This window comes from Kitasatospora sp. NPDC002040 (genome assembly GCF_040296785.1).
GTDB lineage: Bacteria > Actinomycetota > Actinomycetes > Streptomycetales > Streptomycetaceae > Kitasatospora.
Genome location: NZ_JBEOXV010000003.1, coordinates 27,445 through 42,887, shown reverse-complemented (window position 1 = coordinate 42,887; position 15,443 = coordinate 27,445). Strand labels below are relative to the sequence as shown.

The window sequence follows — 15,443 nt, the reverse complement described above, 5'->3', positions numbered from 1 at the left end:
GCTTCACGGCTGCTCCGGGTCGGCGGGGTCGGGCTCGGGGGCCGGGCGGCGGGCCTGGTCGCTCATCCGGACCAGCAGCGCCACGATGATCCAGTTGGTCACCACCGAGGAGCCGCCCTGGGCGATGAACGGCAGCGTCATCCCGGTCAGCGGGATCAGGTCGAGCACGCCGCCCGCGACCACGAAGAGCTGGAGGCCGACGATCGCGGCCAGGCCGATCGCCAGCAGCCGGCCGAACGGGTCCCGGAGGGCGATCCCGATCCGGAAGCCCCGGGAGATCAGCAGCGCGTACAGCAGGAAGAGCGCGACCAGGCCGACCAGGCCGAGCTCCTCGCCGATGGTGGCCAGGATGAAGTCGGACTTGGCGGCGAAGCCGATCAGGATCGAGTGCCCCAGGCCGAGGCCGGTGCCGAGCACCCCGCCCCAGGCGAACGAGAACAGCGACTGGGCGATCTGGTTGGCGCCCTGGCCGGCCGCGATCGAGCCCAGCGGGTCCAGCCAGTCGGTGACCCGGCTGTGCACGTGCGGGGAGAGCCAGCCGACCGCGACCGCGCCGACCGCCGCCAGGAACAGGCCGATCGCGATCCAGCCGCTGCGCGCGGTGGCCACGTACAGCATCACCACGAACAGGCCGAAGAACAGCAGCGAGGTGCCGAGGTCGGTCTCCAGCACCAGCACCCCGACGAAGGCGGCCCAGATCAGCAGCACCGGGCCGAGGTCGCGGCCGCGCGGGAACTGGAACTTCCACACCTTCCTGCCGGTGAGCGCCAGCGCGTCCCGGTGCACCGCGAGGTAGGCGGCGAAGAAGACCGCCAGCAGGATCTTGGCGAACTCGCCCGGCTGGAAGGAGATCGGGCCGATCACGATCCAGATCCGGGAGCCGTAGACCGGCGGGAAGAAGATCGGCAGGATCAGCAGCACCAGCGCCACCAGCGCGCCGATGTAGGCGTACCGCTGGAGCACCCGGTGGTCCCGCAGCAGCACCAGCACGCCGATGAACAGCGCCACCCCGAGGGTGGACCAGAGCAGTTGGGTGGGTGCGGCCTCGCTGCCCGGAGTGGCCCGGTCCAGGCGGTAGATGACGACCAGTCCGATCCCGTTCAGCAGGATCGCGATCGGCAGCAGCAGCGGGTCCGCGTACGGCGCCTTCCAGCGGATCACCCCGTGCGCGAGCAGGGCCAGCACCCCGAGCGCGGCCCCGTACCCGGCGGCGCCGGACGGGACCTCGCCGTCGATGTTGGCCCCGACCTCGATGTACCCGAAGACGGCGATCAGCACCGCCCCGAGCACCAGCGCCAGCTCGGTGTTGCGACGGCTCGGGACCGGGCGCCGTCGCGGCGCACCGGCCTTGGCCACAGCGGAGGGAGAGGCCACGGACGTCCTGTCGGAGGGGGGTGGGACTGGGTAGCACGGCGGGGCGGGCGGGCCCGGTCAGGCCCTCCCGCCCCTGCCGAGGGAGCGTCAGACGCCTGCGGGCGCCTCGCCCCGGGCGGCCTCCACGGTGGCGCGCAGCTCGGCCTCGGCCTCGGCGCTCAGCGAGGTCTGGATGATCTGGCCGCCGTACTGGGCGACCGCCGGGATCACCTTGTCCGCGGTGGCCTTGCGGACCAGCAGGAAGACCGCGGCGGTGCCCGGGGTCAGGTGCTCGCCGACCTGGCGCATGAAGTTGTCGTCCACGCCGACGTCGGTGGAGGCGCCCACGGCCGCACCGGTGGCGCCGCCGACGGCCGCGCCGAGGAACGGCATGAAGAACAGCAGGCCGATCACCCCGCCCCAGAGGGCGCCCGACGCGGCGCCGGCGCCGGTGGTGGAGACGGCCTGGTGCAGCTTGATCTTGCCGTCCTGGCGGCGCTCGACCACGACGGCGTCCTCGAGGTCGATCAGCTTCTGCTTCTGCAGGCCGACCACGGTGCTGCGGACCTGCTCGGCGGTGGCGAGGTCGGGGTAGGCGATCGCGAACAGGTTGCTCACGGGGATGGTCCTTCCAACTCGACGGGCTTCACAGGCACCCTAACGAGGATTAGCCATATTTATGGCAGTTGGTGCCGGTGTGTCCGATATTCACCGGGCGACCGCGGCATGCTCCGCCGGGTAGCCCGGCAGATCGAGGGCGGTGACCTTCCTGCCCTCGTTGAGCATCCAGGTCAGCAGCGCGGGCCGGTTCAGCATGGTGTTGCGCAGCCACCGGCCGATCCGCCCGGGGGCGAGGAACTTACCGGTCCGGTCACCGCCCTGCTGGCAGCCCTGGGCGTACCCGCGCAGTCGGCCCTCGTACGCGGTGAAGGCGGCCCGGTGGTCACCGGCGGCCCGGGCCAGCTCCCCGGCCAGCACGTACGCGGCGACCACACCGGTGCCGGTGCCCATGCCGCCGATGGTCGCGCCGCAGGCGGCGTCGCCGACCAGTGCGATCCGGCCCTTCGACCAGACCGGCACGTCGGCCCGGCTGATCGAGTCGAAGTACAGCTCCGGCGCCTGCCGCAGCGACTCCAGCATCCCGGGCACCGCCCAGCCGACCCCGGCGAACTGCTCGGCGATCAGCGCCTTCTGCTCCGCCGGGTCGTGCCGGTCGTAGCTCAGCTGCGGCGCGGCGAAGACCACGAAGGCGTCCGCCACCGCCGGGTCGCGGTGGCCGCCGCCGAGCTGGGCCAGCCGGCCGGGGGTGTTGCAGCCGACGGCCTCCCGGCCCAGGCCGAGGTGGTTGGGCAGCTGCCAGGTGGCGGCGTAGTAGCCGAGGTGGGTGACGAACTCCTCCTCCGGGCCGAAGGCGATCCGGCGGACGTTGGAGTGCAGGCCGTCGGCGCCGATCACCAGGTCGAACTCGCGCGGGGCGCCGTGCCGGAAGGCGACCCGGACGCCGGTGGCGGTCTCGGTCAGGCCGGTGACCGAGTCGCCGAAGACGTACTCGGTGTACGGCAGGCTCGCCTCGTACAGCACCCGGGACAGGTCCCCGCGCAGTACCTCCAGGTCGCCGCCGGTGAACTCGGCTGGCAGGTGCAGCTCCTGACGGCCCTTCTCGTCGACGAAGGTGCAGGTCCGGCCGCCGGTCTCGACCCGGCGCAGCTCGTCCAGCACGCCCATCCGCGCCAGCACGCCGAGGTGGGTCTCGCCGCGGAAGTCGACCGCCTGGCCGCCCTCGCGCAGGGCCGGGGCCAGCTCGACCACGGTCGGGCGGAAGCCGTACCGGCCGAGCCAGTAGGCCAGCGCCGGACCGGCGATGCTCGCACCCGAGATCAGCACGCTCTTGCCCATGGTGACTCCCCGTTCAGAAACTGTGTCCGCCGGACGCGGATCAATACTGTGTACAGTAGACGCAGTTTCAGGACCGGCGCAAGCACCAAGGGAAGGGAGTGGGCGTGGACGAGGATCCGAGCCCGGCCGCACGGCTGCTCTGGGGGCCGCCGCCCAGACCCACTCGGGGCCCCAAGGCGGCCCTGAGCCTGGGTCAGATCGCCGCGGCGGGCATCGAACTGGCGGACACCGAAGGGCTGGCCGGGCTCTCGATGCAACAGGTCGCCGGGCTGCTCGGCTACACCAAGATGTCGCTCTACCGGTACGTGCCGGGCAAGGCCGAGCTGGTCACCCTGATGGTCGACGCGGCGATCGGCCAGGCGCCCGAGCTCAGCGGCACCGGCTGGCGCGAACCGCTCGCCGACTGGTCCCGGCAGCTCGCCGCCGTCTTCGGCCGGCACCCCTGGCTGCTGGACGCCACCGTCGGCCCCCGGCTGATCGGCCCGACCGAACTCGGCTGGATGGAGGCGGCCGTGGCCGCCCTGGCCGACACCGCGCTGACCGGCGCCGAACGCCTGGACGTGGTGGCCGTCCTGGCCGGCCACGTCCGCGCGATCGCCCAGCAGTCCCGCGCAGCCGGCCCCGAGGGCAGCCCGGAGCAACAACTGCTGGCCACCCTCGGCAGCCTGATCGCCACTCACCGGGACGCGTACCCGGCCACCGCCGCCGCGATGGCGGCCGCCGCGCAGGAAGGGCAGGACCAGGCGCTGGAGTTCGGGCTGCGCTGCTTCCTGGACGGGCTCGGGGTGCTGATCGACGGGCGCGGCTAGCCTGACCGCCTTGGCTGGCAGTGGAGTTCGGCACTCCCGGCCGTCCGGGGCCGCTTTGGTCGTCCGAACTGATGATCCATAAGATGCGGCGGGTGACGACCACCAGACGACGATCGCCGGCCCGCCCACTCGGGCTGCTGGCCGCCTTGGCGATATCCGCCGGGGCCCTCCTGCACGGGTTCCCCGCGCAGGCCGACGAGACCACTCCCGGGGCGGCCGCCGAGCCGCCCCGGGTCAACCTGGTCCTGGACGTGAGCGGCTCGATGCGGGCCACCGACATCCAGGGCAAGAGCCGGATGGCGGTGGCCCAGCAGTCGTTGAACGAGGTGATCGACGCGCTGCCGTCGGAGACCTACTTCGGCATCCGCACCCTCGGCGCGACCTACCCCGGCGACAACAAGGTCGAGGGCTGCAAGGACACCAAGCAGCTCTACCCCGTGGGCCGGACCAACAAGGTCGAGGCCAAGACCGCCGTGGCCACCCTGCGGCCGACCGGCTGGACCCCGATCGGGCTCGCCCTGCGCGGCGCCGCCCAGGACCTGGGCACCGGGCCGACCACCCGCCGGATCGTGCTGATCACCGACGGGGAGGACTCCTGCGCCCCGCCCGACCCCTGCGAGGTGGCCCGTGAACTGGCCGCGCTCGGCACCCACCTGGTGGTCGACACGCTCGGGCTCTCGCACGACGACAAGACCCGCCAGCAGCTGCTCTGCATCGCCAACGCCACCGGCGGCACCTTCACCGACGTCCAGAGCCAGCAGCAGCTGACCGACAAGGTCAAGCAGCTGGTCAACCGCGCGGGCAGCACCAACCGGACCGCCCCGACCAAGGCGACCGGCACCGAGCAGTGCGACACCGCCCCGGTGCTCACCCCCGGCGTCTACAGCGACCGGGAGAAGTTCGCCGAGCACCGGGTCTACCGGGTGCCGGTGAAGGCCGGCCAGGAGCTGCGGGCCTCGGTCAGCATCTCGCTCGACCGGGCGCTCGCCCGGGACTACGGCGTGCTGCTGAAAGCCACCGACCTGAGCGGCCAGGAGCTGGTGCGCGGCACCGACGCGGGCAGCGGACGGACCGACGTGGCCTCCACCGGCGTGCGCTGGTCCTCACCCAAGAAGGCCTCGGCCTCGCCGTCCGGCAAGACCGCCGCGGCCACCGCGGACGAGACCGTCTGCCTGGTGGTCAGCAACTCCTTCGCCCCGGCCGCCGGCGTCGCCGCCGAACCCGGCCTGCCGCTGGAGCTGACCGTGGACGTGGCCGCCGCCTCCCCCGCCCCCGACGGCTGGTCCGCCGGGCTCGGCCGGGGCTGGGTGCTGCTGCTGGTGCTCACCCTGACCGGTCTGCTGGTCGGACTGGTGGCCGGCTGGCTGGCACGCTGGCGAATCGCTGTCTGGCGGGAGAACTGACGATGCGTACGACTGCACTGCGGGCCGCACTGCTCGCCGCCGGGGTACCGCTGCTGATGGCGGCCTCCCCCTCCCCCAGCCCGTCCCCGTCCGTCTCCGGTGCTGCCGTGCCGGTGAACGACGCGGGCACCAGCTTCCTCACCGCCACCGCGCTCGGCACCGGGCAGGGCGCCGACGTGGCCGCCTCCACCGGTGACTACCTGTACTGGGCCTTCGGCGCCGCCGAGGGCCAGACCACCACCGTCGACGTGACCGTCACGCTGCCGCCGAGTGCCCAGCGGCACGGGCCGCAGAGCTGGTCGGTCGAACTCTTCGACGGCCTGCGGCGGCGCCAGTCCTGCACCGCCGGTCCGCAGGACGCCACCGCCGAGACCGCGGCGGCCACCGTCGCGCTGCGCTGCAGCCTGCGGCAGATCCGGTCCTGGGCCGAGCCCTGGTCGGGCGACCCGCTGCCGGGCACCTACTACGTCCGGCTGACGGCCGGTCAGGTCCCGCAGAACGACCTCGGCCTGGCGGCCGGCGTCCAGCTGCGGCTGACCAGCAAGGGCGGGGCCGGCGACGCCCAGCCCGAGGGCGGTGAGCTGCGGGCACCGCTGGTCCCGCCGGTCAACGCCGGCTCCCCGGCGGCCGCGGCACCCACCGCTGCGGCCGGTTCGACCGACCGCGCGGTGGCCCCGGCGGAGGAGGAGACCCACTGGTACTCCGCTCCGTTCCAGGGCCGCAACACCCGCTGGTTCTGGACCGTCGGCGGCGGCACCCTGGCCGCGCTGGCCGGCGTCCTCGGCTACCGCCTGACCCGCCACCCGCGCGGCGGCGCCCCGCGCCGGGGCCCGGCCAACCCCGGCACCGGGCAGCCCGGTTCGTTCGGCTAGACCAGGAAGGGGCGCGGGGACTGCGCGGCTGTTGCCCGGCCGTGCAGTCCCCGCGCCCCTGTCCGTCGAGCCGATCCCCTGCAGCCGCTAGCCCGCGGTCTCGGTCAGCACCAGCCGCACCCCGAAGTTGCGGTACCCCGCCCGGTCGAAGCAGGCCGCCATCGGCCGGTTGTCCCGGTCCGTGTCGGCCCCGATCCGCTCGGCCCCGCGCGCGGCGTGGAACCGGGTGATCTCACCGAGCAGCTCGTCCGCGTACCCCCGGCCGCGCAGCTCCGGCACCACCCCGAGGTAGCCGACCACCGGCCCGCCCTGGTTGGCGGAGGGCAGGGCGAAGCCGGCCGGCCCGCCCTCGGGCGTGTACGCCAGCAGCCACCACGCCCGCTCGCCCGGCATCCGCAGGTAGCCGGCCAGCGTCTCCCTGGCCTCCCCGTCCGCGCCGAGCCGGGCCAGGTTCCGCCGGGTGTCGTCGTCCAGGCTGCCCTCGGCCACCCGCTGGAACACCTCGACGAACGCCTCGTCGTCCGGCTCGGTCCGGAAGACCAGCCGGCCGCTCGGCTCCGGTACCGGCAGCTCCGGCGTCCACTCGTACCGCAGCCGCTCCAACCGGCCCTTCAGGCCGCTCCGTCCGGCCGCCTCGATCCGCCACTCCAGGGCGGCGAGCGCCGCCGGGTCGTCCCGCCAGCCGGGTGCCAGGAAGAGGTGCCACTCGGGCAGTTCGTCCCAGCCGGCCGCGCGGAAGGCCTCGTGGGCGGCGCCCAGCAGCCGGGCGGCCAGCGCGATCCGGTCGGGGACCTCGGGGGCCACCCAGACGCAGTCCAGCGCCAGTGGCCGGTCGCTCTCGGGGAAGGCCCACCAGACGGCACGGGCCAGCAGGCGCCCGTCGGCGTCCTGCGCGATCCAGGTGTGGGCGGGACGGTAGCCGCCGTTGTCGAGCATGCTGCGGTAGCGCTCGGGGTCGGCCCAGGAGACGGGCTCGTCGATGCTGCAGGAGAGAACCAGGTCGAGGTCGGCCTCGACGGTGGGACGGAAGAACACGCTGCCTCCGAAGACAGTCGGCAGGCGCTTCCGTGCAGAAGTGTCCGGTGCTCTAGCGAGCCGTGCCGGAAGGAAGCGCCGAGAGAACGGGGGTGTACATCGGAATGCCTCCTTCCTCCGCCCGGAGCGGACCTGGCGCCGGATGCGCCGTCGGCCGGGACACTACCCGGCGCCAGGTCTGACGGTCCATCGGTTATTCGGTGAGCTCGTGGCCGTCGTGCAGCCCCCCGCTGCCCGATCCGCCCGTGGTGCGCTCCGGGACGACCGGCAGGGCGAGCGAGGAGAGGTCCCAGGCGTAGGTGCCGACCGCGTGCGCGATCACGTCGATGTTGAGGTCGAAGGCCCGGGGGTCGAGGTTCGCCAGGGTGTCGCAGGCCGCGTGGTAGCACTTGTCGTACGCGACGCCCGCCGTGCCGCCGTACTTCGCCGCCTGCGCCTCGGTCTTGATGCCCTCGGCCCCGGTGGCGGTGCCGCCGGCCGGGATGCCCGCCTCGATGAACGGGCCGTAGTCCGAGCGCCCGGTGAAGTCGGTGCCCTCGTGCGGCTTCCGCCGCCCGTCCAGGTAGCCGTTGATCAGCCGCTCGATCTGGGCCGAACCCTGCGGGCCCGGGCCCGACCCGACCCCGTCCGAGTCGTCGCCGTCGTAGACGAACTGGGCCGAGTTGGGCGAGGCGATCATGTCGAAGTTCAGGTACAGCTTGATCTTCTGCCGCTCGGCCGCCGGCAGCGCGGCGACGTACGCCTTGGAGCCGACCAGGCCGAACTCCTCGGCCGACCACCAGGCGAACCTGACCTTGTTCTTCACCGGACGGTCCGACAGGTTCCGGGCCACCTCCAGGATGCCCGCCGAGCCGGAGCCGTTGTCGTTGATCCCGGGGCCGGCCAGCACCGAGTCGAGGTGGGCGCCGACCATCACGGTGCTGTTCTCGTCCCCGCCCCGGGTCTCGGCCAGTACGTTCCAGGTCTTCCGGGTCTCCACCCTGGTCCTGATGTCCAGGTTCAGCGTGACCGGCCCCGCGGCCGCCTTGGCCGCCAGCGCCTCACCGGTCGACTGCGCCAGCCCGCCGATCGGCACCCGGGCCAGCTTCGGGTCGCCGAGCGTCCCCGCCAGCTCCCCGTCCGTGTTGTTGTAGACCAGCACGCCGACCGCACCGGCCGCCGCCGCGGCGGTCTGCTTGACCGCGAAGCCGCAGCCACCGCGCTTGATCAGCGCGATCCGCCCGATCACCGAGCCCGCCGCGTAGTCCTCCGGCTCGCACCCGCTGGTCGCATCCACCGGCACCACCGCGAGCGGCGCCACCAGCCCGCCCTCAGGCCCGGCGGCCGAGTACGTCATGGCCGTCACCACCAGCTGCTCGGCCGTCGGCGAGACCACCGCGAGCCGCTCCGCCAGGGTCTCGTTGAAGACGTAGTCGAACTCCTGCTTGGTGACCTTCAGCCCTGCCTCCCGGGCCTGCCTGGCCACGTACTCGGCCGACTCGGCATGCCCCGGGGACCCCGCCACCCGGTTGCCGCCGTTCCGGTCCGCTATCCGCTGCAGCCGCTCCAGCGTCGTCCTGGCGCCCTTGCCACTGCTCCGCTCCACCAGTTTCGCGGCCAGCTGCGCCGCCTTCTTCGCCGGATCGGGCCCATGGTCATGGGCAGCCGCCCCGGTGACACCGACCAGCAGCACCGGCATGGTCAGCGCGGCCACCGCCAGTGCGGCGGTGGCCGAACGACGGGTACGAGAGTTCATGGTGTGATTCCTCCGACAATCCGTCAATAACGTACGAGGAGTGTGGAGCGACCGTAGCGACACCGCCGTCCCCTGCCCACCAAAAGCCGGGAATCCGCCCCACCAGCCCTGCGGGAGCACCCTCACCTGACGGTACGTCCGCTCCGGGTGCCCGACCCATTGCCCGTCCGCCCGCGATGGCGCACCAGCGGCTCCGTATCTTGTACGCCATGGCGAACGAAACAGGGCCGAAGTCGTTGGGCGACACGTCGGCCCCGGCCCCGGGCAGCAGCGTCTCCCACCGCGACATCTGCACCTGTTTCGACCAGTACCGGGTCACCAACCGGCGCCGGGTCCGCTTCCACAACGATCGGCAGGACACCTCGTCGCCGGCCTGGCAGCACCTCCTGGCGCTGATCGACGAAGCGGCCGCCGACGGGCGCGAGGTGTTTCGACCGCTGGCTGACATGAGTCCGCAGGAGCGGCGGCAGATCGTCACTCTCCCGACCACCATCGCGAAGCTCACCGCGGTCGAGCACTTCATCCTCTACGGCAGCAACCTGGTTCGGATCCCCCCGGAGATCGGCGCCATGACCAGCCTGCAGGAGTTCACCCCGTACACGTCGTACCGGCTGCACTGGCTCCCGTACGAGCTGACCAGGTGCCCGAGCCTGAAACGAAGCACCGTCAGCACACGCGCCCTGTACGGGAACGAGAAGGTCCGCCCACCGTTCCCCCCTCTTCACACCGGCCGCGCGGTGACGGGCACCCACGGCCTCGACGACGTCGAGCCCGGAGAATGGGGTGCCGCCTCGGTCAGCACGTGCAGTGTGTGCGACCGGTCATTGGAGGGGATCGGGATCCACCAGGCGTGGATCTCCCTGCAGGTTGCCACCGACGTACTTCCGCTCCTGGTCAACGCCTGCTCCGAAGCCTGCATCCAGTCTCTCCCCACCCCTCCGGGCGACTACGTCCAGACCCCTCACACGGGTGGCCCCGGGATCGCCCAGCCCACGGCCGACTACGCCTGACCTCCCGTCATACGCACGGGCCGCCGCCCGGGCGACCGATGCAGCCACTCGTAGAAAGCGAATCACTGCATCCGGCGGCCACCCCAGTCGGGCAGTTAGCGTCAGGTTGACGATAATCGTATCCGCGGACTACCGTGCCGGGCATGACAGTGAACGTGGTCCTGACGCGAGACAGCGTCTGCATGGGGGACGACTGCAATGCTCCGCACCAGCAGGACGGCGCCTTCGACAGCGCCACCACCCTGGGCGACTTCATGACCCGGGTGGCCAACTACCCGCTCCGCATGCGCGGCGCCCGCTGGGTGATGTTCCTTGGCTGGAACCGCGCCGAGGGCTCCCCGATCGCCGAGATCTCGCCGGAGTGGACGAGCCCTCGGTTCATGGCCGGGGCCGACCCCCTGCTCCCCCTGGCCTCCCTCGCCGCTGCCGACGGGGAGCTGAGCTTCTTCTTCCAGTACCACTCCGGCAGTGTCCCTCTGGCGGGAACACCCGACCCCGCCCCCACCGCCCTCGATCCGCTCGCAAGCCGACTCGCCCTATGGCTCACCGAGCGCAGCTGAGACCTGCCTGAGGCTGTGCAGCCGCCAGGCGAACTGCCGGATCAGGCATGAGCCTGCGTGGTCGGACAGGTCGACCGCCGGTCCCGCAGCGGCGCTACTGTCGGCCTCCCCACGATTCAGAGACGAGGGACGTTGAGCGACGTGGCCGCCCACGACGAACCCATCCGAAGTATCGACACGTGGACCGTCGAGGACCTCGAAGCCCTTGCCGCAACCCAGTGCGGCCGAGTGCTGGAGCAGATCCGGGAGTTCGCCCAGTTCCACGCCTACCGATCCGAGGAGCCGAAGCACGTCCGTCTGCGGTGGGCCAAGCTGTCCCTGCTCGCCAACAGGCGGCTGCGCGGCGACGACCCATGGAATCAGGCGCGAACGGCCCAGCAGGCTTTCGCCCTCCGCATCTGGATCATCGGGCATCTCGGCCCCGACACGGACCCCGACTGGAATCCCGAGACGCTCGCTGCCGACACCCTCGCGGCACTCGCTCTCGATTCCGCTGAGGCCGGCACCCTGTCCGTGGGCTGGCCCGACCTCCCGATCGAGCAGATAGGCGAGCTACGCCGTCACAAGAACATGACCGCCCACCTGGACAGACTGCTCGCCCTCCTGCAGCCCAGCCCGACCACGGACCAGCTTGTCGCCTGGCAGGAAGTACGCAAGCACCTGCCGTGAACCGTCACCGCTCCTTGACCACAGTCCCGCTCCACCAGTCCAGTTGGTCGCCCGGCTCCCAGCACACGACCAGCTGACGCCGCGTGAACTCCTCCACCGTGCGGTGCAAGGCGGTCTGCGCGGTCACAGACCGGCTCGACACCGGGGTGTCCGCCAATCCGCCGTCCATGATGCCGGCGGGTCCCTCGAAGTAGGCGGCATACCGCCACCGGTCAGGGGTCCGGTACAGGACGAGATGTGTCGGTGTGCCGACCTCAGATCCGTACGGCTTCGTCGTTCGGCCCATGTCCGTACCGTACCGGCGGACACGCAGGCGCTTCACCGGGGCGGCGAGCACTGATGCTCTGTCACAGGGCTATCGGGCGGTAGCTCAATGCCGCGTCGACGATCTGCTCGGCGGTGACGCCCTCGGTTCCGGGCGCCGGCTGGAGGATCAGGTCTGCCACGCGCGGGTGGGGCAGATTGGCTTCGAGCAGCCGCAGGTAGTAGTCGGCGTCCGGATCGGCGTCCTGGACCCGGTGGACGAGCTCGGAGAGTTCGTGGCGGGTGATGCCGGGTACCCGGGGACGGGCCGGGCGGGCGGACTCCGCGGCAAGACCCTCCAGACTGCGCGACCCCTGGTACTCAACGAAGTCGAGCGGCTCGTACCGGTGCCCGGTCAGCTCGTTGAAGGCGGCGATCGCCTCGTCCGCACCGGGTTCGCCCTGAAGGGTCAGGTCGGCGATCCGCTCGATCTCACGGCCGAGCTCCGCGAGGCGCTGCGGGGACACGGGCGGTGGGAGGAGCTCCGGTCGCAGATCCATGCCCTGCATTATGCGCGGTCTCCCACTGCCCGCCCTGGCGGCCTGGGCATGATCGGAAGGGTGCGTTCGAGGACTGCGCCGCACGGCACTCGACGTCGGCCAGGAACCAGTCGGGGACCTGGCCGGTGGACCGGAGGTGCTTCCGCTCATCAGGGTTCAGACTGTCGACCGCGAAGGCGTAGGCGTACATCCGGCTCGAGGCCGCCTCGCGTCGCAGGTCGCCGCCGATCCCGGACCGCCAACCAGCAGAGGCGGTCGTCGGTCAGGTTCGGTATCTGCTCCGTCCGGCCCCCGGTGCACATCGCGGCCGAACTGCTGGAGCCCCCGGAGCAGTTGGCGTGCTTGACTGCCGCACTGACGATCAAAGGCCCTCCCGGACGATCCCGGGAGGGCCTTTGACATTGGGTGGAGCTGAGGGGATTCGAACCCCTGACCCCCTCGATGCGAACGAGGTGCGCTACCGGACTGCGCCACAGCCCCAACGAGAAGAAACTCTAGCACTTCTTCGCGGGGGCTCGTGACCACCCCTCACCTGCGCTACTCGTTCGCGGCGCGGGGCCTGGAGGGGTGGTCCGCCTCGGCGGGGTCGGCGTACTGGTCGAAGAGCTGGGTGTTGCGGGCCTCGGTGCTGCGGCCGGCGTCCCAGGTGGAGCGGGGGTCGAGGCCGCGGGTGGAGCGGGGGGCCACCGGGGCGGTGACGTAGGTGGGGAGGGGCACCGGGACGGGCTCCCAGGAGTCGGGGCCGGCGGCGGCGCGCTCGCGCATGCCGTCGACCCACTCCTCGTGGTCGGTCGCCTCGACCAGGGCGGAGTCGGTGGTGGCCAGCCGCAGGTGCGGGCGGCCCTCGGCGGGCGCCGGGACGGCGGCGGCAGCGACCGGAGCGGGCTCGGCGGCCGGCCGGGGTGCGGCGGGCCGGGCCCGCTCGCGGTCGCGGAGCCGCTCGGCGTCCCGGGCGGCCCGGGTGCGGTCGAGCTTGACCTCGTACCGCTGGCGCTCCAGCCGGCGCAGGTGGCCGATGTAGAGGGTGAGCAGCAGGGCGGGCAGGGCGGGCACCCAGAGGAAGGCGACGCCGAGGACCGCCGCGGCCACCGCACCGACGGCGAAGGCCAGGAAGAGGGTGGTGACCATCCGGCGGCGCCGGGCCAGCAGGCGGGCCCGGCGTTCGACCGAACCGCGTGCGGCCGCGGCCGCCGAGGCGGCTGCGGCGGCGGAGACCGGCGGCACCGCGGGGGCCGGTTCGGCGGGTGCCGGGGCCATGGCTGGGGGATCGGTGTCCGCCGCCGGGGCGGGAGCCGATTCGGGAGAGGTCTCGTCGTCGTCGCCAAGCACCCGGGTCGCCCGCCGCTCCATGGCCGACCGTCCGGCCAGCAGGCGGATCGCGGTACTGAAGCGTTCCGTCGGACGCGCCTCGTTGAGCTCGTCCTGCCTGCGGAGCCACATCGGCACCAGATAGGCAGCCCAGGCCCCTACGATGACCGCGTAGATAAGGCCGCTACTGCGCATGTTTCACACGGTACGGGCGCGGGGGAAGGCCCGGCAGCAATTTGGCGCGGCGTGTCGTGTGATCAAGCTGATTCTCCGACTATTTTGCCGGTATTTGTGACCACTCGGTCGGCGCCCGATGCCATATCGATATCTATTTCGAACACTTATTCAATTACCGGTCCGGCCACGGCTCCTGACCGACCGCCAGCGCGCCAGCATGCCCTCCGGCACCTCCTCGGCGAGCAGCACGTAGACCAGGTGGTCACGCCAGTCGCCGTCGATGTGCAGATAGCGCGGCCGCATTCCCTCCTCGCGGAAGCCGAGCTTTTCGGCCACCCGGCGGCTCGGCAGGTTCTCCGGCCGAATACAGACCTCGATCCGGTGCAGGCCGAGGGTGCCGAAGCAGTGGTCCACGGCCAGGGCGACGGCGGTCGGCATGATGCCCCGGCCGGCCACCGACTCGTCGACCCAGTAGCCGATGTTGGCCGAGCACATCGAGCCCCAGGTGATCCCACCGACCGTCAGCTGGCCGACCAGGCGGCCCCGGTGCAGCACCACGAACGGCACCATCCGGCCCGCGCCGGCCTCGTGCCGCAGGTAGCGGGCCATCTGCCGGAAGGTCGGTCTGGGCACTCCGGCCCGGCCGGGCCCGGCCGGGGGGACGGTGGCCTCCCAGCGCCGCAGCCAGTCCCGGTTGCGCTGGCTGACCTCCTGCCAGGATCGCTGGTCGCGGACCCGGATCGGGCGCAGCGCGACCTCCCCCTCCAGGAGCTCCACCTGCCAGGAGGCGTTCAGGGCGCGCTCCCTTCATCGAGGGCCGGTCCGGCGGAGGCCGGTGCGTCGGAAGCCGGTGCACCGGAGGCAGGTCCGTCGGCGGCCCGTACGTGGTCGCCGCCGCCGAGCTGGTCCACGGCGTGCGGGAGCAGCGGCGTCAGCACGGCGAGGCCGTCCTTGACACCTCCGGTGGAGCCCGGCAGGTTGACGATCAGGGTACGTCCGGCCAGCCCGGCCAGCCCCCTGGACAGTGCCGAGGTGGGCACCTTCTCCCGGCCGTACGCCCGGATGGCCTCGGCGATGCCCGGGATCTGACGGTCGATCACCCGGGCGGTCATCTCCGGGGTCAGGTCCATCGGCGAGATGCCGGTGCCGCCGGTGGTGACCACCGCGTCGTACCCGGCCGCCACGGCGGCCCGCAGCGCGGCCTCGACCGGCTCGCCGTCCGGGACCACCTGCGGCCCGTCCACGGTGAAGCCCATCGCCCGCAGGCCCTCGGCGACCAGCGGGCCGCCCCGGTCCTCGTACACCCCGGCCGAGGCCCGGTTGGAGACGGTGACGGCGAGCGCCCTCACAGCGAGGCCGTCCAGTCGCCGCTCTTGCCGCCGGTCTTGCTGAGCACCCGGACGTGCTCGATCGCGGCGCCCTTGTCGACCGCCTTGACCATGTCGATCACGGTCAGCCCGGCCACCGCGACGGCGGTCAGGGCCTCCATCTCGACGCCGGTGCGGTCGGCGGTGCGCACGGTGGCGGTGATCTCGACGGCGTCGTCCGCCACCGTGAGCTCGACGGTGACGCCGGAGATCGCGATCGGGTGGCAGAGCGGGATCAGGTCCGGGGTCTTCTTGGCGCCCATGATCCCGGCGATCCGGGCCACCGCGAGGGCGTCGCCCTTGGGGACGCCCTCGCCGCGCAGCAGCTCGATCACCCGGGCGGCCACCCGGACCCGTCCGGCGGCGACCGCCGTGCGGACGGTGGTGGCCTTCTCGGAGACGTCCACCATCCGGGCGGCGCCGGTCTCGTCGACGTGGGTGAGGCG

17 protein-coding genes and 1 tRNA gene are annotated in these 15,443 nt (G+C 72.4%); 6 read left to right on the top strand and 12 right to left on the bottom strand.

The genetic code is table 11. The features are described from left to right. Positions 1-3 precede the first annotated feature (3 nt). The 3 genes from ABT118_RS10440 to ABT118_RS10430 form a co-directional block, all read right to left on the bottom strand. The gene (locus ABT118_RS10440; protein ID WP_350657306.1) at positions 4-1,374 is read right to left on the bottom strand and encodes an FtsW/RodA/SpoVE family cell cycle protein; all 1,371 of its coding nucleotides are present in this window, start codon (positions 1,372-1,374) and stop codon (positions 4-6) included. A gap of 87 nt (positions 1,375-1,461) precedes the next feature. Further along, entirely contained in the window at positions 1,462-1,971 is a 510-nt protein-coding gene (locus ABT118_RS10435) for a DUF1269 domain-containing protein (RefSeq protein WP_350657292.1), read from the bottom strand. Between the two features lie 90 nt (positions 1,972-2,061). Next, the gene (locus ABT118_RS10430; RefSeq protein ID WP_350657284.1) at positions 2,062-3,249 is read right to left on the bottom strand and encodes an FAD-dependent monooxygenase; all 1,188 of its coding nucleotides are present in this window, start codon (positions 3,247-3,249) and stop codon (positions 2,062-2,064) included. A 104-nt stretch (positions 3,250-3,353) separates the two neighbouring features. Here ABT118_RS10430 and ABT118_RS10425 point away from each other — a divergent pair, with 104 nt between their 5' ends. From ABT118_RS10425 to ABT118_RS10415, 3 genes are all read left to right on the top strand, one after another. Continuing rightward, positions 3,354-4,058, top strand: coding sequence for a TetR/AcrR family transcriptional regulator (locus ABT118_RS10425; protein WP_350657264.1), 705 nt, complete (start codon positions 3,354-3,356; stop codon positions 4,056-4,058). A gap of 83 nt (positions 4,059-4,141) precedes the next feature. After that, positions 4,142-5,461, top strand: coding sequence for a VWA domain-containing protein (locus tag ABT118_RS10420; protein WP_350657251.1), 1,320 nt, complete (start codon positions 4,142-4,144; stop codon positions 5,459-5,461). A 2-nt stretch (positions 5,462-5,463) separates the two neighbouring features. Continuing rightward, on the top strand, positions 5,464-6,333 hold the full coding sequence (locus ABT118_RS10415) for a peptidase (RefSeq protein ID WP_350657237.1): 870 nt from the start codon (positions 5,464-5,466) through the stop codon (positions 6,331-6,333). Between the two features lie 87 nt (positions 6,334-6,420). Here ABT118_RS10415 and ABT118_RS10410 read toward each other — a convergent pair whose 3' ends face one another. Together ABT118_RS10410 and ABT118_RS10405 are read right to left on the bottom strand one after the other, a co-directional pair. Then, positions 6,421-7,368 (bottom strand): GNAT family N-acetyltransferase, encoded by a 948-nt coding sequence (locus ABT118_RS10410; protein ID WP_350657222.1) that lies wholly within the window; start codon positions 7,366-7,368, stop codon positions 6,421-6,423. Positions 7,369-7,561: 193 nt separating this feature from the next. After that, on the bottom strand, positions 7,562-9,103 hold the full coding sequence (locus tag ABT118_RS10405; RefSeq protein WP_350657203.1) for a M28 family metallopeptidase: 1,542 nt from the start codon (positions 9,101-9,103) through the stop codon (positions 7,562-7,564). Between the two features lie 209 nt (positions 9,104-9,312). Between ABT118_RS10405 and ABT118_RS10400 the strand changes: the two genes are divergently transcribed. The 3 genes from ABT118_RS10400 (at position 9,313) to ABT118_RS10390 (ending at position 11,342) form a co-directional block, all read left to right on the top strand. Further along, entirely contained in the window at positions 9,313-10,113 is an 801-nt protein-coding gene (locus ABT118_RS10400) for a leucine-rich repeat domain-containing protein (RefSeq protein ID WP_350664983.1), read from the top strand. A 143-nt stretch (positions 10,114-10,256) separates the two neighbouring features. After that, positions 10,257-10,673 (top strand): hypothetical protein, encoded by a 417-nt coding sequence (locus tag ABT118_RS10395; protein WP_350657190.1) that lies wholly within the window; start codon positions 10,257-10,259, stop codon positions 10,671-10,673. Positions 10,674-10,814: 141 nt separating this feature from the next. Beyond that, a complete protein-coding gene (locus ABT118_RS10390; RefSeq protein WP_350657183.1) occupies positions 10,815-11,342 on the top strand; it encodes a hypothetical protein in 528 nt (175 codons plus the stop codon). A 4-nt stretch (positions 11,343-11,346) separates the two neighbouring features. On the opposite strand, the gene ABT118_RS10385 is transcribed toward ABT118_RS10390, so the two are convergent. The 7 genes from ABT118_RS10385 to moaC form a co-directional block, all read right to left on the bottom strand. Beyond that, the gene (locus ABT118_RS10385) at positions 11,347-11,628 is read right to left on the bottom strand and encodes a hypothetical protein (protein WP_350657173.1); all 282 of its coding nucleotides are present in this window, start codon (positions 11,626-11,628) and stop codon (positions 11,347-11,349) included. Positions 11,629-11,689: 61 nt separating this feature from the next. Further along, positions 11,690-12,145: a bacteriocin immunity protein gene (locus tag ABT118_RS10380; RefSeq protein WP_350657166.1), complete on the bottom strand. Its 456-nt coding sequence runs from the start codon at positions 12,143-12,145 to the stop codon at positions 11,690-11,692. A gap of 406 nt (positions 12,146-12,551) precedes the next feature. Further along, a tRNA-Ala gene (locus ABT118_RS10375) sits at positions 12,552-12,625 on the bottom strand. 57 nt (positions 12,626-12,682) lie between these two features. Beyond that, complete coding sequence (gene sepX / locus ABT118_RS10370; RefSeq protein WP_502884520.1) at positions 12,683-13,648, bottom strand: divisome protein SepX/GlpR; 966 nt, start codon at positions 13,646-13,648, stop codon at positions 12,683-12,685. 150 nt (positions 13,649-13,798) lie between these two features. Next, entirely contained in the window at positions 13,799-14,407 is a 609-nt protein-coding gene (locus tag ABT118_RS10365; RefSeq protein WP_350657150.1) for a GNAT family N-acetyltransferase, read from the bottom strand. 14 nt (positions 14,408-14,421) lie between these two features. Next, positions 14,422-14,979 (bottom strand): MogA/MoaB family molybdenum cofactor biosynthesis protein, encoded by a 558-nt coding sequence (locus tag ABT118_RS10360; RefSeq protein WP_350657137.1) that lies wholly within the window; start codon positions 14,977-14,979, stop codon positions 14,422-14,424. Further along, positions 14,976-15,407: a cyclic pyranopterin monophosphate synthase MoaC gene (moaC, locus tag ABT118_RS10355; RefSeq protein WP_350664978.1), complete on the bottom strand. Its 432-nt coding sequence runs from the start codon at positions 15,405-15,407 to the stop codon at positions 14,976-14,978. Before moaC ends, ABT118_RS10360 begins: the two co-directional genes overlap by 4 nt. Between the last annotated feature and the right edge of the window lie 36 nt (positions 15,408-15,443).